General features: G+C 65.7%; 22 protein-coding genes. 16 read left to right on the forward strand and 6 right to left on the reverse strand.

Annotated elements, in window-relative coordinates; genetic code table 11:
- Positions 1–21 precede the first annotated feature (21 nt).
- The 10 genes from ACAH41_RS07480 (at position 22) to ACAH41_RS07525 (ending at position 11,275) form a co-directional block, all read left to right on the forward strand.
- Entirely contained in the window at positions 22–780 is a 759-nt protein-coding gene (locus tag ACAH41_RS07480) for an SDR family oxidoreductase (RefSeq protein WP_325649246.1), read from the forward strand.
- Positions 781–796: 16 nt separating this feature from the next.
- The gene (locus ACAH41_RS07485) at positions 797–1,663 is read left to right on the forward strand and encodes an amidohydrolase family protein (protein ID WP_325649248.1); all 867 of its coding nucleotides are present in this window, start codon (positions 797–799) and stop codon (positions 1,661–1,663) included.
- Positions 1,638–3,191: a sugar ABC transporter ATP-binding protein gene (locus ACAH41_RS07490; RefSeq protein ID WP_325649250.1), complete on the forward strand. Its 1,554-nt coding sequence runs from the start codon at positions 1,638–1,640 to the stop codon at positions 3,189–3,191. Before ACAH41_RS07485 ends, ACAH41_RS07490 begins: the two co-directional genes overlap by 26 nt.
- A gap of 23 nt (positions 3,192–3,214) precedes the next feature.
- Complete coding sequence (locus ACAH41_RS07495; RefSeq protein WP_325649251.1) at positions 3,215–4,237, forward strand: ABC transporter permease; 1,023 nt, start codon at positions 3,215–3,217, stop codon at positions 4,235–4,237.
- 94 nt (positions 4,238–4,331) lie between these two features.
- Positions 4,332–5,237, forward strand: coding sequence for an ABC transporter substrate-binding protein (locus ACAH41_RS07500; protein WP_325649426.1), 906 nt, complete (start codon positions 4,332–4,334; stop codon positions 5,235–5,237).
- Between the two features lie 198 nt (positions 5,238–5,435).
- Positions 5,436–6,296, forward strand: a complete 861-nt coding sequence (locus ACAH41_RS07505; protein ID WP_325649252.1) for an ureidoglycolate lyase — start codon at positions 5,436–5,438, stop codon at positions 6,294–6,296.
- An 11-nt stretch (positions 6,297–6,307) separates the two neighbouring features.
- Positions 6,308–7,588: an L-fuconate dehydratase gene (locus ACAH41_RS07510; protein ID WP_325649253.1), complete on the forward strand. Its 1,281-nt coding sequence runs from the start codon at positions 6,308–6,310 to the stop codon at positions 7,586–7,588.
- 17 nt (positions 7,589–7,605) lie between these two features.
- Entirely contained in the window at positions 7,606–8,388 is a 783-nt protein-coding gene (locus ACAH41_RS07515; protein ID WP_325649255.1) for an SDR family oxidoreductase, read from the forward strand.
- Entirely contained in the window at positions 8,388–8,729 is a 342-nt protein-coding gene (locus ACAH41_RS07520) for an L-rhamnose mutarotase (protein ID WP_325649257.1), read from the forward strand. The genes ACAH41_RS07515 and ACAH41_RS07520 overlap by 1 nt, the downstream gene beginning before the upstream one ends.
- Before the next feature lie 152 nt (positions 8,730–8,881).
- Positions 8,882–11,275, forward strand: coding sequence for a hypothetical protein (locus ACAH41_RS07525; protein ID WP_325649259.1), 2,394 nt, complete (start codon positions 8,882–8,884; stop codon positions 11,273–11,275).
- A gap of 349 nt (positions 11,276–11,624) precedes the next feature.
- Here ACAH41_RS07525 and ACAH41_RS07530 read toward each other — a convergent pair whose 3' ends face one another.
- Complete coding sequence (locus ACAH41_RS07530) at positions 11,625–12,530, reverse strand: LysR family transcriptional regulator (RefSeq protein ID WP_325649261.1); 906 nt, start codon at positions 12,528–12,530, stop codon at positions 11,625–11,627.
- Between the two features lie 125 nt (positions 12,531–12,655).
- Here ACAH41_RS07530 and ACAH41_RS07535 point away from each other — a divergent pair, with 125 nt between their 5' ends.
- Positions 12,656–13,342, forward strand: a complete 687-nt coding sequence (locus ACAH41_RS07535; RefSeq protein ID WP_325649263.1) for a type 1 glutamine amidotransferase domain-containing protein — start codon at positions 12,656–12,658, stop codon at positions 13,340–13,342.
- The gene (locus ACAH41_RS07540; protein WP_325649265.1) at positions 13,339–13,650 is read left to right on the forward strand and encodes a putative quinol monooxygenase; all 312 of its coding nucleotides are present in this window, start codon (positions 13,339–13,341) and stop codon (positions 13,648–13,650) included. Before ACAH41_RS07535 ends, ACAH41_RS07540 begins: the two co-directional genes overlap by 4 nt.
- A gap of 11 nt (positions 13,651–13,661) precedes the next feature.
- Here the strand turns inward: ACAH41_RS07540 and thpR are convergent, their stop codons facing one another.
- From thpR to ACAH41_RS07555, 3 genes are read right to left on the reverse strand one after another with little or no spacing between them, the layout of a single operon-like run.
- Entirely contained in the window at positions 13,662–14,165 is a 504-nt protein-coding gene (gene thpR / locus ACAH41_RS07545; protein ID WP_325649267.1) for an RNA 2',3'-cyclic phosphodiesterase, read from the reverse strand.
- Positions 14,166–14,184: 19 nt separating this feature from the next.
- Positions 14,185–15,471, reverse strand: a complete 1,287-nt coding sequence (locus ACAH41_RS07550; protein WP_325649269.1) for an amidohydrolase family protein — start codon at positions 15,469–15,471, stop codon at positions 14,185–14,187.
- A 46-nt stretch (positions 15,472–15,517) separates the two neighbouring features.
- On the reverse strand, positions 15,518–16,798 hold the full coding sequence (locus ACAH41_RS07555) for a winged helix-turn-helix domain-containing protein (RefSeq protein WP_325649270.1): 1,281 nt from the start codon (positions 16,796–16,798) through the stop codon (positions 15,518–15,520).
- Positions 16,799–16,905: 107 nt separating this feature from the next.
- Between ACAH41_RS07555 and ACAH41_RS07560 the strand changes: the two genes are divergently transcribed.
- From ACAH41_RS07560 to ACAH41_RS07570, 3 genes are all read left to right on the forward strand, one after another.
- Positions 16,906–17,535 carry a hypothetical protein gene (locus ACAH41_RS07560; protein WP_325649272.1) on the forward strand — a complete coding sequence of 210 codons (630 nt, stop codon included), beginning with the start codon at positions 16,906–16,908 and terminating at the stop codon, positions 17,533–17,535.
- Positions 17,536–17,763: 228 nt separating this feature from the next.
- A complete protein-coding gene (locus ACAH41_RS07565; protein WP_325649274.1) occupies positions 17,764–18,870 on the forward strand; it encodes an adenosine deaminase in 1,107 nt (368 codons plus the stop codon).
- 201 nt (positions 18,871–19,071) lie between these two features.
- Positions 19,072–21,150, forward strand: a complete 2,079-nt coding sequence (locus ACAH41_RS07570) for a VCBS repeat-containing protein (RefSeq protein WP_325649276.1) — start codon at positions 19,072–19,074, stop codon at positions 21,148–21,150.
- A 76-nt stretch (positions 21,151–21,226) separates the two neighbouring features.
- Here the strand turns inward: ACAH41_RS07570 and ACAH41_RS07575 are convergent, their stop codons facing one another.
- Positions 21,227–23,488: a TonB-dependent receptor domain-containing protein gene (locus ACAH41_RS07575; RefSeq protein ID WP_325649277.1), complete on the reverse strand. Its 2,262-nt coding sequence runs from the start codon at positions 23,486–23,488 to the stop codon at positions 21,227–21,229.
- A gap of 126 nt (positions 23,489–23,614) precedes the next feature.
- Positions 23,615–25,666, reverse strand: coding sequence for a hypothetical protein (locus ACAH41_RS07580; RefSeq protein WP_325649279.1), 2,052 nt, complete (start codon positions 25,664–25,666; stop codon positions 23,615–23,617).
- A gap of 176 nt (positions 25,667–25,842) precedes the next feature.
- On the opposite strand from ACAH41_RS07580, the gene ACAH41_RS07585 reads away from it, so the two are divergent.
- Positions 25,843–26,229: a translation initiation factor Sui1 gene (locus ACAH41_RS07585; protein ID WP_325649281.1), complete on the forward strand. Its 387-nt coding sequence runs from the start codon at positions 25,843–25,845 to the stop codon at positions 26,227–26,229.
- Positions 26,230–26,315: the final 86 nt, after the last annotated feature.

Consider the following 26,315-nt stretch of genomic DNA (forward strand, 5'->3'; position numbering starts at 1 on the left):
CGACAATCTGCCGAGGTTCTCATGGGCAACAGACTGCAGGGCAAGACCCTCTTGATCACCGCCGCCGGACAGGGCATTGGCCGCGCCAGCGCGCTGGCCTGCGCCGCCGAGGGTGCGCGTGTCTTCGCCACCGACATCAATGGCGCGCTGCTGGAATCGCTGGCTGCCGAGGGCCCCGGCATCGACACGCGCCTGCTGGACGTGCGGGACAGCGCTGCCGTCGCCGCGCTGGCGGCCACGCTGCCGCCGCTGGACGGGCTGTTCAACTGCGCCGGCTTCGTGCACCACGGCACGGTGCTGGACTGCGATGAAGCCGCCTGGGACTTCAGCTTCGACCTGAACGTCAAGGGCGCCTACCGGCTGGTCCGCGCCTTCCTGCCGGGCATGCTGGAGAAGATGAAGCAGGACGGCAGCGCCGGCAGCATCATCAACATGGCCTCGGTCGCCTCCTCCGTCAAAGGCCTGCCGAACCGCTTTGTCTATGGCACGACCAAGGCCGCCGTGATCGGCATGAGCAAGGCCATCGCGGCGGACTACGCCAGGTTCGGGCTGCGCTGCAATGCGCTGTGCCCTGGGACGGTGGACACGCCGTCGCTGCGGGGCCGCATCGCCGGTGCCGCAGACCCGGTGCAGGCCGAGAAGGACTTCATTGCGCGGCAGCCGCTGGGCCGGCTGGCCACGGTCGAAGACATCGCGCCGCAGGTCGTCTACCTGCTGAGCGACGAGTCACGCCTCGTCACCGGCCAAGCGGTGATGGTGGACGGCGGCATCTCCATCTGAGCCTCATGCCAGCTGTATGAATCGCACAGACGCGCACCAGCATTTCTGGCGTCCGGCCCGTGGCGACTATGGCTGGCTGCAAGGCGACGAGCCGGCGCTGGCGCCGTTGCGGCGTGACTTCCTGCCCGAGGAACTGCAGCCGCTGATGCTGGCGGCCGGTGTCGGCAAAACGGTGCTGGTGCAGGCGGCAGACAGCGTGGCCGAAACCGAGTACCTGCTGGACCTGGCCTCGCAGCACGACTTCATCGCCGGCGTGGTCGGCTGGGTGGACCTGAGCCGTGCGGACGCGGTGCAAACGCTGTCGCGCCTGGCCTTGCACCCGAAGTTCAAGGGCGTGCGGCCGATGCTGCAGGATCTGCCAGAGGCGAACTGGATCTGCCGCGCGCCGCGGCCCGAAGCCATCGCGGCGCTGGTCTCGCTGGGCTTGCGCTTGGACGTGCTGGTGCACCCGTTGCAACTGCCGTTTGTGCTGCAGTTCCTGCGCGACTGGCCCATGCTGCCCGCGGTCATCGACCACGCCGCGAAGCCGCCGCTGGCCGAAGGCTGGGACGCCGGTTGGGTCGCGCCGTGGCGCCGCCTGATGGGCGAGATGGCGCAGCTGCCGAATGTCAGCTGCAAGTTCTCGGGGCTGATGACGCAGCTGCCGGCGGCTGAGCGTGGCTCTGTGGCCGATGCCGTGGCCGCACTGCGCCCGCTGTGGCACGAGTTGCTGACCCTGTTCGGCCCCGAGCGCCTGATGTGGGGCAGCGACTGGCCGGTGCTGACGCTGGCGGGCACACATGCCGACTGGGTGAGCGTCAGCCAGCAGTTGATTGCCGAGCTGCTGCCCGAGGCTCAGGCAGACGTCTGGTCTCGCAATGCACAGCGTTTCTACGGCCTGTGAAGGAGATGCTGTCGTGACGCCGTTGGTTGAGATCCGTAACCTGTGCAAATCGTTTGCCGGCGTGCGCGCGTTGCAGGACATCCAGTTCCAGCTGCTGCCCGGCGAGGTGCATGCGCTGATGGGCGAAAACGGCGCCGGCAAGTCCACGCTGATGAAGGTGCTGGCGGGCGTCTACCCGCGCGACGCTGGCGAGATCCTGGTCGATGGCCGTGCGGTCGAGATCGAAAGCCCGCGCGCCGCGCAGGCGCTGGGCATCGGCATCGTGCACCAGGAGCTGAACCTGATGAACCACCTCAGCGCCGCGCAGAACATCTTCATCGGCCGCGAGCCGCACGGCCGCTTCGGCTGGCTGGACGAGGCCGCGCTGAACGCCAAGGCCGAGCAGCTGTTCCAGCGCCTGAACCTGAAGCTGGATCCGCGCACGCCGGTCGGCGAGCTGACGGTGGCGCGCCAGCAGATGGTGGAGATCGCCAAGGCGCTGTCTTTCGACTCGCGCGTGCTGATCATGGACGAGCCCACCGCGGCGCTGAACAACCAGGAAGTGGCGGACCTGTTCCGCATCATCCGGCAGCTGCAGGCCGAAGGCGTGGGCATCGTCTACATCTCGCACAAGATGGGCGAGCTGCAGCAGATCGCCGACCGCGTCACCGTGATGCGCGACGGCCAGTACATCGCCACCGCGCCGATGGCCACGACCAGCGTCGACAGCATCATCGGCATGATGGTCGGCCGCCAGCTCGATGCGTTCACCAAGCACTTGCCGGACACCACGCGCAACGAGGTGCTGCTCCAGGTGCGCGGGCTGAACCGCGGCCGCGCGGTGCGCGACGTTTCGTTCGAGCTGCGTGCCGGCGAGATCCTCGGCTTTGCCGGGCTGATGGGCGCCGGCCGCACCGAGGTCGCGCGCGCCATCTTCGGAGCCGACCCGCTGGACTCGGGCGAGATCCGCGTGCGCGGCAAACCGGTCACCATCCGCTCTCCGCAGCAGGCGGTGGCGCTGGGCATCGGCTACCTGTCCGAAGACCGCAAGCACTTTGGCCTGGCAACCGGACTGGACGTGGCGACCAACATCGCGCTGGCGTCCATGGGCCAGTTCAGCTCGGCCGCAGGATGGGTCGACGACGCGACGCTGCGCCAGACGGCCGAGCAGCATGTGCGGCAGCTGGGCATCAAGACGCCTTCGGTCGAGCAGCCGGTGCGGCTGCTGTCGGGTGGCAACCAGCAGAAGATCGTCATTGCCAAATGGCTGCAGCGCGACTGCGACATCCTGTTCTTCGACGAGCCCACGCGCGGCATCGACGTCGGTGCCAAGGCCGAGATCTACAAGCTGCTGAACCAGCTCGCGGCGCAGGGCAAGGCCATCGTCGTGATCTCTTCCGAACTGCCCGAAGTGCTGCGCTTGGCGCACCGGGTGCTGGTGATGTGCGAAGGCCGCATCACCGGCGAGCTCTCGGCCGAGCAGGCCACCCAGGCCACCCAGGCCAGCATCATGCAGCTGGCCACGCGGCGTGAAGCCGCCCCCGCCTGAGGGCGCCACGAACACCGACTGCCATGCCACCCATCACCACTTCTCCCTTGCCGGCAACCGAAGCCGCCGTGCCACGCCGCCGCGTGTGGCTGCGCCCCGCAGCGCGCCAGAAGCTGCTGGCCTTTGCCAGCCTGCTGGCGCTGATGGTCTTCTTCAGCTTCGCCTCCGGCAGCTTCCTGCAGGTGGACAACATGGTCAGCATCCTGCAGGCCACCGCGGTCAACGGCGTGCTGGCGATTGCCTGCACCTTTGTCATCATCACCTCGGGCATCGACCTGTCGGTCGGCACGTTGATGACCTTCTGCGCGGTGATGGCCGGTGTGTTCCTGACCTACCTCGGCCTGCCGCTGCCGGTGGGCGTGGCCGCGGCGCTGTTCTTCGGCGCGCTGAGCGGCTTCGGTTCCGGCCTGTTGATCGCCAAGCTGAAGATCCCGCCTTTCATCGCCACGCTCGGCATGATGATGCTGCTCAAGGGCCTGTCGCTGGTGATCTCCGGCACCAAGCCGATCTACTTCAACGACACGCCAGGTTTCTCGGCCATCTCGCAGGACTCGCTGATCGGCGAGCTGATCCCGGCGCTGCCGATTCCGAACGCGGTGCTGATCCTGTTCATCGTCGCCATCGTCGCCAGCCTGATCCTCAACAGGACCATGCTGGGCCGCTACACCTTCGCGCTGGGCAGCAACGAAGAAGCGGTGCGGCTCTCCGGCGTGAACGTGGACTTCTGGAAGATCGTCGTCTATTCGCTCAGCGGTGCGATCTGCGGCGTGGCCGGACTGCTGATCGCCTCGCGGCTGAACTCTGCGCAGCCGGCGCTGGGCCAGGGCTACGAGCTGGACGCGATTGCCGCGGTCGTCATCGGCGGCACCTCGCTGTCCGGCGGCACCGGCACCATCCTGGGCACCATCATCGGCGCTTTCATCATGAGCGTGCTGACCAACGGCCTGCGCATCATGAACGTGGCCCAGGAATGGCAGACGGTGGTCACCGGCGTGATCATCATCCTCGCGGTCTATACCGACATCCTGCGCCGGCGTTCGCGCTGAGCTGCCTCATTTCCGGCTTTCGTTCGCTTCGATTCCTACAACGACAGGAGACACCACCATGATGAAGAAAACTGTTTCGCAGCTGGCCCTGGCCATGGCCGCCAGCTTCGCGCTCGCGGGGGTCGCCAGCGCCCAGGAGGTCTACATCCCGCTGATCTCGAAAGGCTTCCAGCACCAGTTCTGGCAGGCGGTGAAGAGCGGCGCCGAGCAGGCCGGCAAGGACTACAAGGTCAAGATCAGCTTCGAGGGCCCCGAGTCCGAAGCGATGGTGGACAAGCAGATCGACATGCTCTCTGCCGCCCTGGCCAAGAAGCCGGCCGCCATCGGCTTTGCCGCACTGGACAGCCAGGCCGCACTGCCGCTGCTGAAGAAGGCCCAGGCCGCGAAGATCCCGGTCATTGCCTTCGACTCCGGCGTGGCCGGCGACATCCCGGTCACCACCGCCAGCACCGACAACAAGGCCGCCGCCTCGCTGGCCGCCGACAAGATGGCCGAGCTGATCGGCAAGGCCGGCGAGGTGGCCGTCGTCGCCCATGACCAGACCAGCCGCACCGGGGTGGACCGGCGCGACGGTTTCGTGGACCGCATCAAGTCCACCTACCCGAACATCAAGGTCGTCAGCGTGCAGTACGGCGGCGGCGACCACCTGAAGTCCACCGAGATTGCCAAGTCCATCCTGCAGGCCTATCCGAACCTGAAAGGCATCTTCGGCACCAACGAGGGTTCGGCCATTGGCGTGGCCAATGGGGTGCGTGAGATGAAGCGCAAGGTCGTGATCGTCGGCTACGACTCGGGCAAGCAGCAGAAGGACGCGATCCGCGACGGCCTGATCGCCGGATCCATCACGCAGAACCCGGTGGGCATTGGCTACAAGACTGTCGAAGCAGCGGTCAAGGCGCTGAAGGGCGAGAAGCTGCCCAAGGTCATCGACACCGGTTTCTACTGGTACGACAAGACCAACCTCAACGACCCGAAGATCGCCGCGGTTCTGTACGACTGAAATCACTCGCCATCGAGGCCTCCCCGGGCCGTGACACCCCACACCGTTCGGGCTGAGCCTGTCGAAGCCAGCGCACATCTCGACGCGGGCACTTCGACAGGCTCAGTGCGAACGGGTTGGAGTTTGCGGCGGACCTGGAGCCCTCATGCATGAACGACGCTGTCATCACTCTCACTCACCAATCAAAGAGGAATCTGAATGAAACTGCTGCGCTACGGCCCCCTGGGCCAGGAAAAACCGGGCCTGCTGGATGCCGATGGGCGCGTGCGGGATCTTTCCGCCGTGGTGACCGACATTGCCGGCGAGGTGCTCACGCCCGCGGGTCTGCAGGAACTGGCTGGGCTGGACATCGCCTCGCTGCCGCTTGTGCCCGGCACGCCGCAGCAAGACCTGCGGCTGGGCGCCTGCGTCGGCAAGGTCGGCAAGTTCATCTGCATCGGGCTGAACTACGCGGATCACGCGGCCGAGTCCGGCGCCAAGGTGCCGGACGAGCCGGTGGTGTTCAACAAGTGGACCAGTGCCATCGTCGGCCCGAACGACGACGTGGAGATCCCGCGCGGCAGCTCGCGCACCGACTGGGAGGTCGAACTCGGCGTGGTGATCGGCAAGGGCGGGCGCTACATCGCCGAGGCCGATGCCATGTCGCACGTCGCCGGCTACTGCGTGGTCAATGACGTCTCCGAGCGCGAGGTGCAGCTGGAACGTGGCGGCGGCCAGTGGGACAAGGGCAAGGGCCACGACACCTTCGGCCCCATCGGCCCCTGGCTGGTGACGGCAGACGAAGTGCCGGACCCGCAGCAGCTCGCGATGTGGCTGGAGGTCGACGGCCGGCGCTTCCAGAACGGCAACACCAGCACGATGGTGTTCGGCGTGAAGAAGCTGGTGAGCTACCTCAGCCAGTTCATGAGCCTGCAGCCGGGCGACATCATCTCCACTGGCACGCCGCCAGGCGTCGGGCTGGGCCAGAAGCCCGTGCCCATCTACCTGAAGGCCGGCCAGACCATGCGCCTCGGCATCCAGGGCCTGGGCGAACAGCAGCAGCGCACCATCCAAGCCTGACGGGCCACGCCATGACCACCATCCGTTCCATGCGCGTGCTCGACGTGCGCTTCCCCACGTCCCAGCACCTGGACGGCTCCGACGCGATGAACCCGGACCCGGACTACTCCGCGGCCTACGTGGTGCTGGAGACGGATCAGCCAGGGCTCGAAGGCCATGGCCTGACCTTCACCATCGGCCGCGGCAACGAGATCTGCTGCGCCGCGATCCGCGCGATGGAACACCTGGTGATCGGGCTGGACCTGGGCTGGATCGCCGAGGACATGGGCCGCTTCTGGCGCCATGTCACCTCCGACAGCCAGCTGCGCTGGATCGGCCCGGACAAGGGCGCGATCCACCTGGCCACCGGCGCGGTGGTGAATGCCGCGTGGGACCTGTGGGCCAAGGCCGAAGGCAAGCCGGTGTGGCAACTGGTGTCCGACATGACGCCCGAGCAGATCGTCAAGCTGATCGACTTCCGCTACATCACCGACTGCATCGCGCCCGACGAAGCGCTGGCGCTGTTGCGCGAGCGTGGCGAAGGCAAGGCCGCGCGCCACGTCGAGCTGCTGGCCAACGGCTACCCCTGCTACACCACCTCGGCCGGCTGGCTGGGTTATGACGACGCGAAGCTGCGCCGCCTGGCGCAGGAGGCGGTGGACGCCGGCTTCTCGCACATCAAGCTGAAGGTGGGCCGGGACCGGGCGGACGACATCCGCCGCGTGCGCATTGCCCGCGAGGTGCTGGGCCCGGACCGCAATCTGATGATCGATGCCAACCAGGTCTGGGACGTCGACCAGGCCATCGACTGGCTGCAGGACCTGGCCTTTGCCAAGCCCTGGTTCATCGAGGAGCCCACCAGCCCGGACGACATCGAGGGCCACCGCCGCATCCGCGAGGCGGTCAAAGGTTCGATGCAGGTGGCGACCGGCGAGATGTGCCAGAACCGCATCATCTTCAAGCAACTGATCATGCGCGGCGCAATCGACGTGGTGCAGATCGACGCCTGCCGCCTCGGCGGCCTGAACGAGGTGCTGGCTGTGATGCTGATGGCCGCCAAGCACGGCCTGAAGGTCTGCCCGCATGCCGGCGGCGTGGGGCTGTGCGAGTACGTGCAGCACCTCTCGATGATCGACTACCTGTGCATTGCCGGCACCAAGGAAGGCCGGGTGATCGAGTTCGTGGACCACCTGCACGAACACTTCGTCGACCCCTGTGTGATCCGCGGCGCGGCCTACCTGCCGCCCACCCGGCCGGGCTATTCGATCGAGATGAAGCCCGAGTCGCTGTCGCACTACACCTTCCGCGGCTGAGAAAAAAAGGAACCTGAATGGACCTGCACCTGCAAGACAAGGTTGTCATCGTCACCGGTGGCGGTGCCGGCATCGGCGGCGCCATCAGCCTCGCGCTGGCCCGCGAAGGCGCGGTGCCCATCATCTTCGGCCGCAGCCCGCTGTTGCCGGAGTTCGCCGCGCGGCTGGACACACTGTGCCCGCGGCACGCCTTCTTCCAGCTCGAACTGGCGGACGACACCGCCTGCGCTGGCGCCGTGGCTGACACGCTGAGCCGCTTCGGCGGCATCGACGCGCTGGTCAACAACGCTGGCGCCAACGACGGCGTGGGCCTGGACGCCGGCCGCGCCGCCTTCATGCGCTCGCTGGAAGCCAATCTCGTGCACTGCTACGTGATGGCGCACCTCTGTGTCGAATCCATCAAGCAGCGCCGCGGGTCCATCGTCAACATCTCGTCCAAGACCGCGCTCACCGGCCAGGGCGGCACCAGCGGCTACGTGGCCGCGAAGGCCGCGCAGCTGGGCCTCACGCGCGAATGGGCGGCGGCACTCGCGCCCTTTGGCGTGCGCGTCAACGCGGTGCTGCCAGCCGAAGTCATGACGCCGCTCTACCAGCGCTGGCTGCAGACCCTGCCCAACCCGGACGACGCGCTGCAGAACATCACCGACCGCATCCCGCTGGGCCACCGCATGACGACCGATCAGGAAATCGCCGACATGGTCGTCTTCCTGCTCTCGGACCGCTCGTCGCACACGACCGGCCAGTGGCTGCACCCGGACGGCGGCTACGTGCACCTGGACCGCGCGCTGGGGAAGATGTGATGCGCCACTGTCTGCTGCTGGACCTGAAAGACGACCCGGCGCTGATCGCCGAGTACGAAGCCCACCACCGCCGCATCTGGCCCGAGGTGGCCATGCACCTGCGCGAGCAAGGCGTGCTGACCATGGAGATCTACCGCCTCGGCACCCGGCTGTGCATGGTCATGGAGACGGACGACGCGGTCTACAACCCCGAGCGCATGGCCCGGGCCCAAGCCGAAGACCCGAAGCTGCGCGAATGGGAAGACCTGATGTGGCGCTTCCAGGCGCCCACGCCGTGGACGCCAACGGGCGAGAAGTGGGTGGCGGCCCAGCGCATCTTCGACTTCTCGGTACAAGGCTGACACGCTGCCTATCTCCTGAACCGTGCCTCCGAGCGATTCCGGGCTCGATTGCTTCGCGATGAAACTCGGCGTGCGCTGAGGAAAAAATCCCCGTTGGCGAATTGGCTCCTTGTATATGATCAACGATCACAAGAGAGCCTGCGGGGAGGACAATGCTTCGATTTGCATATGGCGCAATCATCATTGCGCTGGTGTTTTGCGCTTCCTCGGCATTTGCCGAATCTCCCGATTGTAAAAGTGAGCGTGGCAGTGCCGAGGTTTGCTTCACTTCTGGCGAGATGCGAGTGGATCAGGGGGCGGGAGGCTGGGTTTCTCCAATCAGACCGTTGACAAAGATCGATCTGGCCAAAGATAAGGTTCCGATTGGAAAAGGGTATCCATCTCCGGTTCGGACGTATGAAGGTAATCTACTATATAGGCACTTCGACGATACCGGAAATACTTACGACATTGTGGAGTTTGATCCCGTCTTGCGTCGTTCCACTGTATTGGTCAAGGGGCGAAATAACCCCGGCATCATTGCGATGAATCCAGAATATATGGTGTTGAACGGATCGGGGCACCCGCCGTCCACCCCAGTCGAGGTGATCAAAAGATCAACTGGGCAAGTCGTCAAGCAATTACGGTTGGGGGACCCGGTCTATGCTGGTTATATAGAAAACAAACAGTTGATTGTTCTGCAGTCAATTTCAAGTTATTTTGAAGAGAAGGGGCTGCGATTTACGAGGTTTCAACTGCCTAGCCTCAAGGTTTTGGGTGTTGTGTCGATTTCGGGTAATCGCCTGCTCTCCGTGGGCGATGAAGGGCTTGTCGCGCTAGGGTATCGAGAAGGTGGCCCGCAACTGATATTTTATAACCGAAGTTTGGAAGAATTGGGCCATATAAATATCCCGCCTCCGGTCATGAAATTGAACGCCTCTTGCGAGCCGGCGGGCTTTAAGCGGGAGGGCGATCTCGCCGTGATTTCGGCGAATTGTGGCGAAATCCTTGTGTTGAACTTGGGAAAGTTCGCTGTCGAAAGAGTTTTGCCTCGCTATGCCAACTTCTATTCTCTGGCATTAAGGAATGGGTTGATCTACACCACCACTGACCGGCAGGAAGGTGTTGTTGTCTTTGAAGCAGCCAGCGGAAAAGAATTGGGCCGACTGCCCGTATCTGCGACGAATATTCTGCTGAAGCAAGATGTACTTTTAGCCATGGGTCAATATGTCACCGGATCAAATGAATGGCCCGTTAACCTCTATAAGATAGACGATCAGATCCTGAGAAATGGCATGTGGCGAGAGCAGTCAGTTCTGTCCGCATGCATGGAAGCGGGGAAGATTCTTGATCAGACAGAAGATCTCTATGCCGCCAGTGATCTTTGTAGGAAGAGCGGTATCGATGCGCTGCTTGAAGGCCAAGAAGCGGTGTCTGCAAAGCTGCGTCCGCTTGCGATTGACTATGCGTCTTGGCTCACGAAAACTCTCCACCGCTATGGAGACGGATTGAGGTGGTTGTCAAAGTTGAACGCTGGTCCTGAAAGGGCGAACGATGTCCGCGATGCTTCTTTTAAGAAGGAATTCTTCGAGAGGCCAAAAGCCATTGGTATAGATTCGAAGCAAATTCAGGGTGAATTCTCGACCGCAGTATCACGAGGGCACGCGCGCCTGCCATCGTTGAAGTTTGATTTGGGAAAAAGAACAGATGGTGGGGATCTGTATTTCTTTCCGCGGTATGTCTATCAACCGATTTGGGGCTGCTATCAGAAAGACGAAGGTGTGAAGCTTCAAGTCTATGAGCGGGCGACGTTCAAATTCCTTAAGGAGATCAAAATACAACCGTGTGATGAAATGCAGCAGGACACGGTATTGAGTGTTTCTGAGGACGAGGGTAACGTATACGTTCGTACGACTTTCAGGTACGAGGATAAAAAGAGAAATAACTACTTTGTTGTTTCAAAGAAGGATTGGGTTATCCTCTATGCCAAAGTGTTCGATTCGAGTTTGGATAAGTTCCCCGTCATACAGGGCGTGAACGATGGTGATCTTAACGAGCACCAAGCCTCAGTGGAGACGAATTCATTCTTGGTGAAGCAGCAGTACAAGGGTGAAGGCTCGGGATTCCTCCATTCCTTCTATCGCAAGGGCACGACGCAAGCGGCGGAGCCATTCGTGACGTTTACCGTCAATGAAGGGGGATTTTCATCGCCTGAAATTATGCCTGTGCCGAACTCTGATCGTGTCATTGTCGTTCGTGGCGCCGATGGCAATGGTGGTCGCCCTTTTCAATATTTCGATCCGATCAAGAGCGAGACTAAGACGTTCGCAGTTTTTCCAAGCCCGCACGGCTGGATGATCGATCGATCAGGTTTCTACGTCCATGATGGATCAAACATCTTTGTCTTCGATCTGGTGCAATTTTCTCTTCGGGAAGTTTGGCCTTGCACGATGAGGAGTAATTGCGATGAGGATGAATCGCGGATTTCCGACCTCTATGTGAATGACGGCGAATTGATCATTCGCACTGAAGCCGGCACCTCGTATTTGGTCCCTGTCGGCAAATAGGTTGTCGTCAAGCCGTCCTCCGCAGACGGGCGGCGTTTGTGACGGTGCTTTGTGGCACTCACGCCATGGACGACCGCAGGCGAAAAGTGAGCGCGAGCGGCGTGAGCCGCCAAGGGAGAGTGATCGCCGCCCTGACTGCTCCAGGCTCTTTTTCAGGTCGCTGGTGCGTACATGAACCTGGAACGTGTCGTCGCTTTACCAAAGCAGCGACATGTGCCATGGCACTTCCAAAGCGGACATCACGCTAAAACCGTATCGGATACACGCGCGTCGCCGCTTTTTCCCCCGGTGAGCCAAGAAAATTGTTCGGAATGGCGAATTCGGCAAGTTTTTTGTTCGCAGGCCGAACTCACCCCTCGCCCTCTGGCGCGTCCGCCACCAGGAAGTCCCGCAGCAACCTTGCACTCGGCCCGATGCGCTTGCTGTGCACCAGGAAAATCTCCAGCGATGCGGTTTCCACTTCCGGCAGCACGCGTACCAGTTCGCCCGAGGCGAGCAGCGCTGCGGCGTCGTAGGCGGGCAGGCGGGCGATGCCTTCGCCGGCCAGCACGAAGGCCAGGCGGGAGGCGGCGCTGTCGGTGACGATGTCGCCCTCGACTGGGATCTCGATGGTTTTCCCGTCGTGGCGGGCCGAGAGCGTGCGCTGGGACGGCGGGTAGACCACCCAGCGCTGCTGCGACAGCGCGGCCACCGTGGCGGGCGTGCCGTGGCGGCGCAGGTAGGCCGGCGAGGCGCACAGCATCGTCGGCTCCAGCACCAGGCGGCGGGCGACCAGGTCCGAGTCCGCCAGCGGGCCGGCGCGCACGGCCAGCTCGATGCCGGCCTGCACCAGGTCCACGTTGCTGTCGTTCATCGCCACGTGCAGCCGGATGGACGGGTAGCGCCGGCGGAACGCCAGCAGCGCCGGCAGGATGCGCCGCTGGCCGAAGTGGTGCGAGCAGGTGATGCGCACTTCGCCGCGCGGCTCGGCGCGCAGCAACTCCATGCCGCGGATGCCGTCCTGCGCTTCGTCCAGCATGCGCTCGCAGTGCACGCGGAAAGCTTCGCCCGCGGGCGTGAGGCTGAAGCTGCGCGTGCTGCGCTGCGCCAGCGGCACGCCGAGCTTCGCCTCCAGGCTGGCCACATGGTGGCTCACCACCGCGCGGGTCAGGCCCAGCGCCCGGGCGCCGGCCGAGAAGCTGCCGCTGCGCACGACGGTGGCGAAGACCGCCATCGCGCGAAGCTCGTCCAGGATGGGCGACGGGTGGGTGCTCATGGCTTGATTGTCTTATCTCATAAGACAATCAGTCAACTTCCGCGCGTCTACCGGGAAGGCGCTGCTTTCCTTAATCTTCGTTTCATCCCGGAGCCACCGGGTGCCAACCGAAATAGGAGAGTGTCATGAGTGTCAAGCATGTTCTGTTTGTTGTGACAAACGCAGCGATCATCGGTCCGAACAACCGCGCCACCGGTTTTTTCTTTCCCGAGATCGCACACCCGTTCGAGGTGCTGGACAAGGCCGGCATCGCGGTCGAATACGCCTCGCTGCAAGGTGGCAAGCCGCCGGAAGATGGCTTCGACGGCAGCGATCCGGCTCAAGCCGAGTTCGTGACCAGTGATTCGTACCGCCGCATGGCCCGCAGCCGCAAGCTGTCCGAGGTCGACGTGCTGGACTACGACGCGGTGTTCTTCCCCGGCGGCCTGGGCCCGATGGTGGACATCACCGGCAACCCGCAAGTGCAGGCCGCCGTGCGCCGCGCCTGGGACGGCGGCAAGGTCGTCGCCGCGGTTTGCCACGGGCCTTCCGCGCTGCTCGGCGTGAAGCTGGCGGATGGCACGCCGCTGGTGCGTGGCCGCAAGGTGGCCGGTTTCTCCACTGCAGAGGAAGACGGCTACGCCCGCCCGGACGTGCCCTTCGACCTCGAAACTGCGCTGCGCGAGGAAGGCGGCCTCTACGAGTCAGCCGCGGCGTGGCAGCCCAAGCTGATGGTCGACGGCCGCCTGATCACCGGCCAGAACCCGGCCTCCGGCACGCTGGTCGGCGAGGCCATCGTCGCAGCCCTGAACGGCAAGGCTGTGGCGCGATGAACGCGGTCGTCACCCCCATCGTGATCGTGGCCCGCTGGCAGATGCCGCTGGAGGCTGTGGCCGAGGTGCTGCGCCATGTCGCGGAAGTGCGTGAAGCCACGCTGGCCGAACCGGGTTGCCTGGGCTACGAAGTCTTCGAGGCGACCCCGCAACCTGGCACGGTGCTGCTGCTGGAACACTACCGTGACGACGCGGCACTCCAGGCGCACCGGGCGTCAGCCCACTACCGAGCCGTGGTCGTCGACCGCATCCTGCCGCTGCTGACCCGGCGGCAGGTGGAGATCCTGCGCCCGCATGTGGCGGCCTGAAGCTGCCGGGGTCACCCGTACCGATGAATCACCCGGTACCCATGGTTGGACTCCATCAGCACGTAGCCTTCGCTGCGCCAGGTCAGCGGGCCGTCGACCTGGATGCCCGGCGCCGCCATGCGGGTGCGGGCGACGGTGACGTGGGGCTGGTAGGGGCGCGGTTCCAGGGTGAAGCCGGCCTGGGTGGCGGCGGTGGCGAGTGCGGCGTGCAGGGTTTGCAGTTCTTCCGGGGCGCTGGCGGGCACCAGCACGGCGACGCCGGGGCGGGGCCAGGTTTCGACGTGGGTGAGTGACAGGTCCAGCTGCAGGCGTGGGGCGGGCACGTTGAGCTGGGGCACCAGGTCGCCCACCGCGGCGCGGGGCACGGCGCCGAGGAAGTGCAGCGTGATGTGCAGGTCCTCGCGGCGGTAGACCCGGGCGTCTTCGGGCCAGGTGCCGCGGCGCTGCCAGGCCGTGATGGCGCGGCAAGTGTCTTCGTCAGGCACCAGGGCCAGGAACAGGCGGGCGTCGCTCATGTGAAGGGGCGTTCAGCGTTCAACGTTTCAGGAAATCAATGCCGCCGGGCCGGCCTGCGAGGTGCAACCGGGTTTCCAGCGGCGGGCTCTCGGCCAGCATGCGGCCCTGGCACCACACACCCAGGCGGTGCGCGCGCAGGCGAATGGCTTCGACCGGGTCTTGCGCCTGCAGCAGCACGAAGCTGGCCTCGCGGCCGACGGCCAGGCCGAAGCGGTCTTCCAGGCCCAGCAGCTTCGCCGGGTGGGTTGTCACGGCTTCAAAGCACTGCTGCATCGCCGCCTGGCTGGTCATCTGCGCCACGTGCAGGCCCATGTGGGCGACCTCCAGCATGTCGCCGCTGCCCAGGCTGTACCAGGGGTCCATCACGCAGTCGTGACCGAAGGCGACCGTGAGGCCGGCGGCCATCAGTTCGGGCACGCGGGTCATGCCGCGGCGCTTCGGGTAGCTGTCGTGCCGGCCCTGCAGCGTGATGTTGATCAGCGGGTTGGCGACCACGCCCAGCTGGGCCTCGGCCATCAGCGGGATCAGCTTGGAGACGTAGTAGTTGTCCATGCTGTGCATGGAGGTCAGGTGCGAGCCTGTGACCCGGCCCTGCAGGCCGAGGCGGTGGGTCTCGAAGGCCAGCGTTTCGACGTGGCGCGACAGCGGGTCGTCGCTCTCGTCGCAGTGCATGTCCACCCGCTTGCCCAGCTCGGCGGCCAGCTCGCAGAGCAGCTTCACGCTCAATGCGCCATCGGCCATCGTTCGCTCGAAATGCGGAATGCCGCCGACCACGTCCACGCCGCGGCGCAGCGATTCCTTCAGCAGCGCCATCGCGCCCGGTGCGCGCAGCACGCCGTCCTGCGGGAAGGCGACCAGCTGCAGGTCGAGGTAAGGCGACACGCGGCGCTTGACTTCCAGCAGCGCGTCCACCGCCAGCAGCCGCGGGTCGCACACGTCCACGTGCGTGCGCACCGCCAGCAGGCCCTTGGCGACGGCCCAGTCGCAGTAGGCCAGCGCTCGTTCGACCAAGGCTTCCTGCGTCAGATCGGGCTTCAGCTCGCCCCACAGCGCAATGCCCTCGAGCAGCGTGCCGCTCTGGTTGACGCGCGGCAGGCCGTAGCTGAGCGTCGCGTCCATGTGGAAATGGGCGTCGACAAACGGCGCGCTGAGCAGCATGCCCTGGGCGTCGACGGTCTGCACGGCGGGTGCGCTGGCGGGCGTCAGGTGCGGGCCGAGGTCGGCGATCAGGCCGTCCTGCACAGCCACGCCAATTTGGCGGCGGCCATCGGGCAGGGTGGCGTCGTGGATCAGCAGGTCGAGCATGGGGAAAGGTTATCGCAGTTCAGTGGCCGGGCTGGCGGCGGGCCTGTCACCCGTTCGGGCCAAAGACGCGAGTCAGCAACGCGCGGCCCATCGGGTGCTGCGGCAGCCAGCCGGCGTGCGCCGGGTCGCGCAGCACCATGGCCAGCATGCCGCAGCGCTCATCGCAGGCCTGGCGCAGCAGCTCGGCAGCGCGGTCCACCTCGCCCAGCGCGGCAAGGGGCGCGGCATACAAGGTGGCTTCGCCGGTGGTCGTGCGCGAGCACAGCAGCGCGGCGTCGATGATGTCCAGCGCTGCATCGCGCTGGCCCAGGCGCGCCAGCACGAACGACGAGATGGTCCAGACGTAGGGCGGCGTGTCGTGGCCTTCGATCAGGCGCAACGTGGGCAGGGCCAGTGCCGGCTCCGGCGCCACCATGGCCCGCATGGACAGTGCAAACGCGCCGATCAGCAGCTGGCCCGGGTGGTCGGCCACGGCCGCATCGGCCTCGGCCAGCGCTTCGACGCCGCGACCGGCCTGCACCAGCGCCCGGGACAAGGACATGCGCAGCATCAGCGAATGCGGTGACTGCTGCCGGGCACGGCGCAGCTGTTCGACGGCCAGCGCCGGGCGGTCTGTGAACAGCAGGTGGCGGGCGTGCAGCAGCAGCGTGTCCGGATCGTTGTCGCCGATTTCCAGTGCACGGGCATGGGCCGCCTCGGCATCGGCAAAACGCCAGGCCATGTCCAGCAGGCAGCCGCGGGCGGCGTCCAGGCCGGGGGTGGCGGGGTCGCGCGCCGCAGCGTCGTCCAGCGCCTGCAGGCCTTCGGCCACCGCGGCGTCGGTGTCGGACTGGCCCCAGCCAATCGCGGCGGCGAGCGCGTCGCCCAGTGCCACCGCGGCCGGCGTGTATTCCGGGTGGCTGCGCAGCAGCTCGCGCAGCAGTGCGATGGCCCGGCCCAGAGCCTCGGGCGTGCGCTGCTGGGCCAGCTGGCGGGCGTGAATGTAGGCGTCCAGCGTGTTCGCGGAAGGCTGGGCCGGGCGTGCCGCGGGGCCCGCGGGCAGTGCAGTTTCGCTGCTGAGCCGGTAGCCCGTGCCGTAGACCGATTCGATCTGCCAGCCGTGCGGGGCCAGCGCCTGGCGCAGCCGGCTGATGCAGCGCGCCAGGCTTTCGTCGGACATTTCGCCGCCGCGCCAGGCCACGGCCGCGAAATCGTTTTTCGCGACCACGGCCGGCCGCCGCTGCAGCAGCAGCGACAGCGCAGCCCGCTCTTTGGGCGGCAGGCGAAGCGGCTGCTCGCCCAGGCGGGGGAAACCCGCGGTGTCCAGGGTCAAGGTGTCGGCAGGCATGGCAGGAAAAGTGGCGGGCAGGGCGTGTCCGTCATGATCTGGTCAAGATTGCCACAAGCCGGACTCCTAGCATCCAGGCTTCTTTCTGATTGATTCGGAGCCATTTCATGAAGCGTTCTCTGCAAGTCCTGGGCGCGGTGTTGGTGGGCTGGGGCGTACTGGCTGGCAGCAGCTGGGCGGCTGGCCCTGCTGCCACCAACCTGACCACACCTGCCGCCGCCTCCAAGCAGGCCCTGATCGACACCGGTGCACCCGGTGGCTGGTTCGGCTACTGGGGCTTCGACATCTATACCGAGCAGACCGTGGGCGCCCGCTTCACGGTGCCGGTGGACAGTGATTTCAAGCTCTCGCGCATCGGCATCTGGCTGATGAACAACTCCGACGTCGACCAGGCCAAGATCAAGCTGACCCTGCAGACCGACGCGCTGGACGAAGGCGGCGGCGAAAGCCTGCCCAGCGGCCACAAGCTGGAGCACTGGACCGCACCCGTGGCCACCTTCGGCTGGACCCCCGTGCAGCAGTTCTTCAGCAGCGAAAAGACGCCGCGCCTGAAGGCTGGCCACAGCTACTGGGTGGTGGCCGAGTCCAAGGCCAAGGCGCTGAAGAACGCCGTGTGGGTGACCGCAGCCGAAGGCCTGCTGTTCACCAGCACCACCTACCAGGGCGCCTGGCAGACAGGCGGCGAAGGTGCCGCACTGACGCTGCTCGTCGACGCCAAGCCGGTCGCCCCGAAGTGATGCGCGGCTGAGGCAGGGGTCGCCCGGCCGGGGTGCGCCGGTCCACAATGGGCCATGCCCGCCCCGCCGCCAGCGACTGCCCACGCCCACTCTGAACGGGCGCCGCCTGGCGCTGGGGCTGACCGACCCAGGCCGCATGGCACGTGAAGTGCACCGTGCGGCCAACAGGGCTTCCGCCGCCGACCGGCGCGACCTGCGCCGCCACCCGTTCACCTCTGGAGTCTGCTGATGCCAGCCGTCCCTGCTGTTGCCGCTGCCGCCCCGCCTGTCCCGCCGGACGACACGCTGTTCGACCGCATTCCGCGCGCCGCGCTGCCGACGCTGCTGGCCCGCATGCCCAAGACCGAGCTGCACATCCACATCGAGGGCTCGCTGGAGCCCGAGCTGATCTTCAAGCTCGCCCAGCGCAACCAGGTGGCGCTGCGCTACGCCAGCGTCGAAGCGCTGCGCCAGGCCTATGCCTTCACCGACCTGCAGAGCTTCCTGGACATCTACTACGCCGGCGCCAGCGTGCTGCTGCAGGAGCAGGACTTCTACGACATGGCCTGGGCCTACTTCGAGAAGGCCAAGGCCGACAACGTGGTGCACGCCGAGCTCTTCTTCGACCCGCAGACCCACACCGCCCGCGGCGTGCCCATGGAAACCGTGATGCGCGGCCTGTCACGCGCCTGCAACGACGCGCACGACCAGCTGGGCGTCAGCGGTGCGCTCATCCTGTGTTTCCTGCGCCACCTCAGCGAAGAAGATGCGTTCGCCACGCTGGCAGCAGCAGAGCCCTTCATGGAGCTGTTCATCGGCGTAGGCCTGGACAGCTCCGAGCGCGGCCACCCACCGGAGAAATTCCAGCGCGTGTTCGCCCGCTGCAAGGAACTGGGCCTGCACCGCGTGGCCCATGCTGGCGAAGAAGGCCCGGCCGCATACGTGCGCGACGCGCTGGACCTGCTCGGTGCCCAGCGCATCGACCACGGCGTGCGCAGCATCGACGACCCGGCGCTGATGCGCCGCCTCGCCGCCGAGCAGATCCCGCTCACGGTCTGCCCGTTGTCCAACCTGAAGCTCTGCGTCGTCAACACCCTTGCCGACCACCCGCTGCCGGCGTTGCTCGCCGCTGGCTTGGTCGTCACCATCAACTCAGACGACCCCGCCTACTTCGGCGGCTACCTGAACCAGAACTACCTCGACACCTTCGCCGCCCTGCCGCAACTCGGCCCCCGCGAAGCCTACCTCCTGGCCCGCAACAGCTTCGACGCCAGCTTCGTCAGCGACCTGCGCAAGGAGCGCTGGACGGAGATGCTGGATGCCTTGTTTGTGGAGACTGCGAATTCGGGGGCGTGAGCCTCAAGCAGCTGGCAACTGTGCTTCGGGTAGGTGGGGTGGCGGCGGCCTTCGGGGGCGCGCGCGGTAGGGGTCCGCATGCAGCCTGAGAGCTACCGATCTTGTATCCTCCGCCCAAGCGCACAGCGCAACAAAAAGCAACGGCATCTTTTAAATGTGCACACAGAGGCCGGATTGCCGTTGGTCCGGAGGAGGGAAATCATGAAACTCGCGACACGTGCCCGCTTGGCCCTGGCTTCTGCTGCGGCAGGCCTGTTAGCTTCGTTTGCATTGGTGCAGCCCGCACCGGCGCTCGCTGCCAAGGCGTCCAATCCTGCCACCGGGGTTCAAGCCAGTTGGGCATGGCAGTCACTGGGCGGCAGCATTGGCGTGGCCGGCATGGAGACCTTGGTGGTGGATGGCGCCACTGAGGTTTTTGTAAGTTCGAACGACAGCTGGCATGTCCTGCGCGGCCAGCCCGGGGACCTGTCCAAGGGGCTGTTGCAGGTCTTTGTGTCCGAGCCTATGCATGGCCTCATGAGTCTGGTGTTGGCCAACGGACCGAGTGGCCAGAAACTCGTCCTGGCGGCATTGGGCGACGGCACGTTGGTGATCTACGACGCCGTCACCAAGGCAAAACTCTCGACACAGGCAGGCCGTTGCTACAACCCGAAGCTGGAAGAGGCCGGGCTCAGGGTGCTCAAGGCCGCAGACCTGAACGGCGATGGCGTGGATGAATACATCTCGCTGTGCAACGACGGCAAGTTGGTGGTTGAGGGTCCGGCCTATGCAGGTTGGAGCCTGAAGAGTGTCGGAGGCTACAAGCTGGCCATCGGCCAGATGGACAGCGATGCCGCGATGGAAATCGTGTCTAGCTCGGGTAAGGTGATCGACGCCGACACGCACCAAGTGCAGTGGAACTATTCCAAGGGTTTCGGCGACGTGCTGGCAATCGACTCGGATGGTGACGGTCGCGCTGAGTTGATCTCGATCACGAGTGATCGGCTCAGCGTCTACGATGTGGCGAAGAAGGCTGGGCAGTGGTGGCTTGCCTTGGCGGATGTTGAGGCTGTCGGGCAGGGCGATCTGGATGGCGACGGCGTGCCGGAGGTCCTGGTGGGCAGTGCGCAAGACACCACTGTGCGCGCCTTCAGTCTTGTCGCCAGGAAATCGATCGGATTGATCCAAGCGCCCGAGCCTGGGACGATGGCGATCACCGTGGCGGACGTGAATGGCGATGGCGTCAAGGACCTGCTCTGGAGTTCTGGTGGCAATTCCAGCAGCGGCCCTTATCGCTTGCACCTCGGAGATTGGCAGAGCCAGTCCATTCGCTGGCAAACGGTGGACCTCCATGGACCTTTCATCGGGCCTGTTGTGGGTGATCTGGACGGTGACGGCGTGCCCGAAATCGTGATGGCCTCGACCAGTTCCGATAGCTACGGCGGAGGGCGCCTGGTGGTGTTCGACAGCGACAAGCTGAAAGTGCGGGCCATTTCGGACCCGGTGGGTGTCTCCTTCCAGATCTCAGACATCAAGCTGCGCGATCTCGATGGCACAGGCAGGCTGAAGATCGTGGTCGCGGGTGGCGATGGAATTCAGGGGCAGCTCAGGGCCTACAACTTCAAAGCCAACAACAGCTTCAAGCTCGTGATGAGCAATGTCGATGCCGGTGCGCCAAGCGGCACATTCCGCGCGCTTGAGGTCGCGGACGTCGATGGGGATGGGGCCGTTGAGGTGCTGGTTGCGGGCAATGGCGGGACCGTGGTCGCCTACGATCCCGCCACGGGGCAGCGGCGCTGGAGCATCCAGACCGAAACGTCCGCCACCTTGGATCAACTCTTCGTCAGTGATGTGGATGACGATGGCACCCAGGAGCTGGGCGTGTTGTCTTCGGGAGCTCGCGCGCTGTATTTTTATGACGGCAAGACCCATGCACTGAACGGCTTGGTCGGATGGTCCACACTGAGTTCCGCGGCCTTGTCAGGTACGACGCACCTGGTGACCGGCGGCAGCGACGGCAAGGTGACCGAACTGGCCTATTTCCAGGCCCAGTTTCCCCAGGTGCAGCAGTTCACCGTGCCGGGTGGTGCCGTGAGCGGTTTGGTAGTCGCACCTGGCGGATCCTGGTGGGTGGCTTCTGGTGGCCAGTTGCGCCAGTATGTGGATCAGACGCTCAAGTTTGAGACCGTCAACTACGGCATCGGCCAAGCGCGTCAAAGCGTGGTCAGCGTGCCGGGGCGAAAGATGGTTTTCACCACCAGCCCGCACGGTATTCTCGGTTTCAAGACCAACTTGAACTGAGCCTGGGACTGGCCTTGCAGGCCAGTCGTGTGGGTCTTTGGAGGCCACGCAGCCAAACCGCGTGGCGTTTTCACTTTCAGAACATCGCCTTGAACTGCGCGCCCCACGTCCTCGGCTCGTTCACGAAGCCGGTCAGGTTGTTGAAGTCGATGGCGCCGTTGACGACGACACGGTTGGTGATGTTGCGGCCGAACGCGGCGAGTTCGTACTTGCCGTTGTCCCAGATGTAGCCCAGGCGCAGGCCGCCGGTGGTCAGGGGCTTGCCGGTGAATTCGGGCGATTCGTACAGGAAGAAGTTGACCTTGCTGCGGTAGGTCCAGTCGGTGTAGGCGTAGAACTCGCCGCTGGCTGTGGGGATGCTGTAGCGCAGGTTGGCGTTGGCCACGAATTTCGGGGCCTGCGGCAGCGGGTTGCCGTCGATCGAGTAGCCGGTGGCGCCCTGGGAGTTGGTGATGGTCGGGTCGGTGACCGTGCACTGGGCGCAGCCTGAGACCACCAGGTCCTTGTCCTTGATCTTGGTCACGTTGACACTGCCGCTCAGGCCCAGCAGCAGGTTCTCGCTGAGGTAGGCGTCCAGCGTGAACTCAATGCCCTGGCCCATGGCCTTCTTGGCGCTTTCGAGCACGGTGGAATTACCAGTGGCGCCGCCGACCACGGTCAGCTGCTGGTGCTTCACGTCGTAGTGGAAGACGTCCGCCGTGATGCGAGCACGGCGGTCGAACAGCTCCGACTTCACGCCCACTTCATAGGAGGTGCTGGTTTCCGGTTCAGCCCTGGACAGCGGGTTGAAGGCCGAGGGCGGCAGGATGCTGGCGCCGCGCACGCCGGTGGCCACTCGGCCGTAGAAGTTGGTGTTCTTGTCCATGGCCCAGCTCAGGGCCATGTCGCCGGTGACCTTGCTGCTGGAAACCTCGTCGCTCAGGCCCTGGCTGTCGTCCACGCCGGTGACCGTGCCCGGGTCGGTAGAAAGCTTCTTCTTGTCGTGCGTGTAGCGCAGGCCGGCGCGCAGCGAGAGGTCAGGCGCCAGCGCATAGTTGACCGAGCCGAAGGCCGCGTAGGCGTTGTTGCTCTGCGTGGTGGGAGACGAACTGGTGAAGGCCCCGCCGGCGGTCGAGTCGTAGTTGTACGAGGTCATCCGGAAGGTTTCGCGGAAGAAGTACAGGCCGGCCTGCCAGCTGAGTGGGCCTGGCTTCGTGGACTCCAGCCGCAGTTCCTCGGAGAACTGGCGGTGGCCGCTCAGGCCGTCGGCCGTCTCGCTGGGGAACAGGATCAGCCCGGGACCCGAACTGGGCAGGAAGGACGCGCCGTAGCCGCCGTCCACGTCGCCGCGGCTGTACGAGTGCACCGTCTCCAGGCCGGTGATCGAGTGCAGCTTCACGCCGTCCAGCGCCCAGGTCAGGTGCGCGTTGGCACCGATGCTGGTCAGCTTCTGCTCGTTCTTGCCGTCCAGGTAGACCTTCTTGATGTCGAAATCGTCGACCAGGTCGTTGCTGCCCTTCTGGATGATGTTGGCGCGGAACAGGCGGGCGCTGCCGTTCAGGTCGCGGGCATGCACGTTGAACAGCGCGGTGAAGGGCGTGCCGGCGCCGTAGAGGAACTGGGCGCGGGCGGCGCGGTCGTCATAGCCTTCGAGCTTGTGCGTCTGCTGCAGCTCGGCCGGGGCTTCGTTGGTGACCCAGTCGTCGCGGTGCTGGACCTGCACCGAGAAGCGCGATTGCCACTGGTCCGACAGCGGCGCGTTGACGGCGCCTTCGAGGTTCACCGTGCCATAAGTGCCGTAGCTGATGCTGCCGTAGCCACCGAAACCCTTCTGCGGCTTGACCGAGTCGATCTTGACCACGCCGGCCGGCGTGTTGCGGCCGAACAGCGTGCCCTGTGGGCCGGCCAGCACTTCCACGCCCTCGACGTCGAAGATCGGGAAGCCCTTCAGGATCGGGTTCTCCTGCACCACGTCGTCCAGCACCAGCGAAACCGGCTGCGAGGCGTTGAGGCGGAAGTCGGTGTTGCCGTAGCCGCGGATGTAGAAGCGCGGGAACGCGCGGCCGAAGGACGATTCGATGTTCAGGCTGGGCACACGGCCCGACAGCATGCGCAGGTCCTCGCCGCTGGAGTTCAGCACGTCCAGGGTTTCGCCGCGCAGCGTGGAGACGGCCATCGGTACCGTCATCACGCTTTCGGCGCGGCGCTCGGCCGTCACGGTCACGGTCGTCAGCTTGCCGGCCTCGCCAGGCGCAGGGCTGGCCTCCTGCGCGCGCAGGGCTTGGGCGGGGGCCAGCGCGGCGGCAAGCGCCAGACACAGCGGCGAAAGGCGGGGAATGAAGGTGGGCTTCGATGGCATGGCGGCTTGTGAAGTAGTTGTGCCGCCATGCAAAGCAACGCATATGCCACCGGCGTGCCGCTGGTGGCGCGCTTGCATTCGGTTGCGCTTGTCATCAAGCCGCTCCGGCGGGCGCGGGCTGCTGTTTCAGGGCGCCGGCACGCCGCGCTGCCACTGCGCCCAGTTCGCCACGATGTCGCGCACCAGCGTGCCGCCGACGATGGCCAGGTTCTGCGTGGCCGGCACGAAGCCGCCGGTGGCGCCGGTGGTCGAAGCCAGCAGTGACTGCTGCGCCGTCTGGCCCGGATGCGGTCGGTCGAAATTCGACGCGGTGCGTAGCACGGCCAGGCGTTTCAGGTCGACCTTGCCGGCGGCTGCGGCGCGCTCCAGCGCATTGCGCGTGGCGTTGTCTTCCTGCTGCGTGGTGCAGTAGGTGCCGGCGCCGTCCGTCATCAGCTTGGTCCAGTCGCGGGCATGCTGGCCCAGCTTGTCGCCGTGCCACCAGGTGTCGCCGCCCAGCGTGTCGCACTGGACCACCGCCGGTGGCTGCGCGGCCGGGCCGGTCTTGTACCTGGCGCGGTAGGCCTGGGCCTGCGGGCTGTCCTGCAGCGCCACGCCCTTGCTCAGCGCCAGCGCCTTCTGCAGCAGCGCCTCGTCCACGCGGGCCACTTCGGTGCGGTATTCCAGCTTGGGCTTTTCGCCCGGGCCCTTGGTCAACACGCCGTAGTAGCCGCTCTTCCAGGACTTGGGCATTTCGCGAGCGTCGATCTCGTGCGCAATGCCCACGTCCACCAGCCAGCGCGCCCAGGCGGCGCTGCCCAGCGTGCCCTGCGCCGGGTCGATGCCGGCAATGCCGGCGATCAGGAAATACGTTTGGCGCAGGTCCAGGCGCGGGTCCAGTGTCACGGCCAGCACCGAGGCAGCGGCGTTCGCATGGCCCATGCCGGTGGTCAGCAGGCACACGTCGTCGGCGCTGCAGCGCAGGGCAGGGTAATCGGGCGACAGGCCGGGCACGGTGATGGCCTGGTCCAGCGCGAAGGGCTTGATCCAGGGTTCGGCCTCGGGACCGAACATGCTGATGACCAGCGCCTTGACCTTGCGCGCGCCGCTGTCGGCGCCGGTGATCTTCGTGCTCACCGAGGTCAGCGGCGACTGCCAGGCCTTCAGGAAGGCCAGCGTCACCGCGGCCTCGTTGGCCTCGGCCAGGCCGCTGGCGAACATCGCGCCCACGTCGGCGTCAAACGCTTCGGCGCCGGCCAGGTCGCTCAGGCTGCGAAAGGCGATGTACGGCACCTGGTTCACATAGGCCACGTGGGCGAGGGCCGCGGTCTCCATCTCGAAGGTCTGGGCCTGCAGCGTGTCGAACAGGTAGCGGCGGTACTGTGCATTGGCCAGGAACACCGGGGCCGACACACCGCGGCCGCCCACCAGCAGGCGCGGCTGGGTCTTCATGCAGAGCTTGGGGTCCAGCGAACCGTCAGCTTGTTTCGCGCGCGGGCCGCAGCGCTGCAGGTCCGGCTTCAGGGACTTGGCCACCGCCAGCATCGCCGGGTCCACCGGGTAGTCGAAGCGGTATTCGCCGGCCGGTGCGTTGGCAGCGTTCAGCGCGTAGGTTTCGCGCATGAACAGGCCGGTCTGCACGCTGCTGCCGGCGCCTTGCAGCGCAAACGGCGGCACTGCCTTGCCGTCGGGTTGCGCCAGCTTCAGGCCCAGGCAGGAGACGTCACCCTGCGCGCCGCACGGCGAAGGCAGCTTCTCGTCGCCGTTCCAGAAGACTTCCATCGGCATGGCCCAGCGGTCCGGCACGGTCACGTCGCCGACGTGGTTGGCGGGATTCACGCCGCCGGCAATGCCGCTCATCACCAGCCGCTCGATGCGGAAGTGGTCCAGCATCTGCTGCGTGACCAGCGTCGAGTTGACGATGCTCACGCCGCTCAGCACGACGACCACGCGGTGGCCTTCGAGCTCACCGGTGGTGAAGCGCTTGCCTTCGATGGTCCAGGCCTGCGGCTGCTGCAGCTGGGCGAGCAGCAGGTCGGCCTCGGCGCCGAAGGCCGAGACGATGCCGATGCGCGGCGTGCAGTCGCTCAGGCAGCGCGGGCTGTCCGTGGCAAACGCCGGCGGGCCGGTGAGCGCCAGCAGCGCCGCAGCGGCTGCAGTGCGCATCAGGAGAAGGGGCGAACGGAACAAGGCAGGCATGCGCAAAGGTTCAGGCACGGCAGGGCGCGGCCGTGTGACGCGAGGGGCTGGCGTGGCAAGCAGGCGCCGTACCAGCAGCGGCGACGCAGCGACAATCCGGCACCGCGCGAGCTTATCGGCTGGTGCGGCCGTCCACCATCCTCCCCTTGCGCTGTTTGCTGCCTGTTTCAACTGCCATGGCTTCCTCGACCCGCGGCTCCGGCCTGTCGTCCTTGTCCCGCCTGGTCTATTCGACCGAAGGCGGCCGCACCTGTCCGGACTGCAAGCAGGCGCTGGCTGACTGCCGCTGCGCCGCGCTGAAGGCGGCCGCAGTGCCGGCTGGGGACGGCGTGGTGCGCATCTCGCGCGAAACCAAGGGCCGAGGGGGAAAGGCCGTCTCGCTGGTGCGTGGCGTGCCGCTGAATGCCGAAGACCTTGCCAGGCTGGCCAAGGAGCTGAAGGCGGCCTGCGGCACCGGCGGCACCGTGAAGGACGGCGTGATCGAGATCCAGGGTGACCATGTGGCCCTGTTGATGGAAAAACTCGCTGCCCGAGGCTGGAAGGTCAAGCGGGCGGGAGGCTAGGGATGGAGCACCCGGCTTCGCGGGTACGCGAAGCCACCCTCCGGGAGGGTTGGGCCGGCCGCCTTGGGAGCGGCCCGGCGACGGCC

It is taken from the genome of Ideonella sp., from assembly GCF_041287625.1.
Taxonomy (GTDB): domain Bacteria; phylum Pseudomonadota; class Gammaproteobacteria; order Burkholderiales; family Burkholderiaceae_C; genus Ideonella.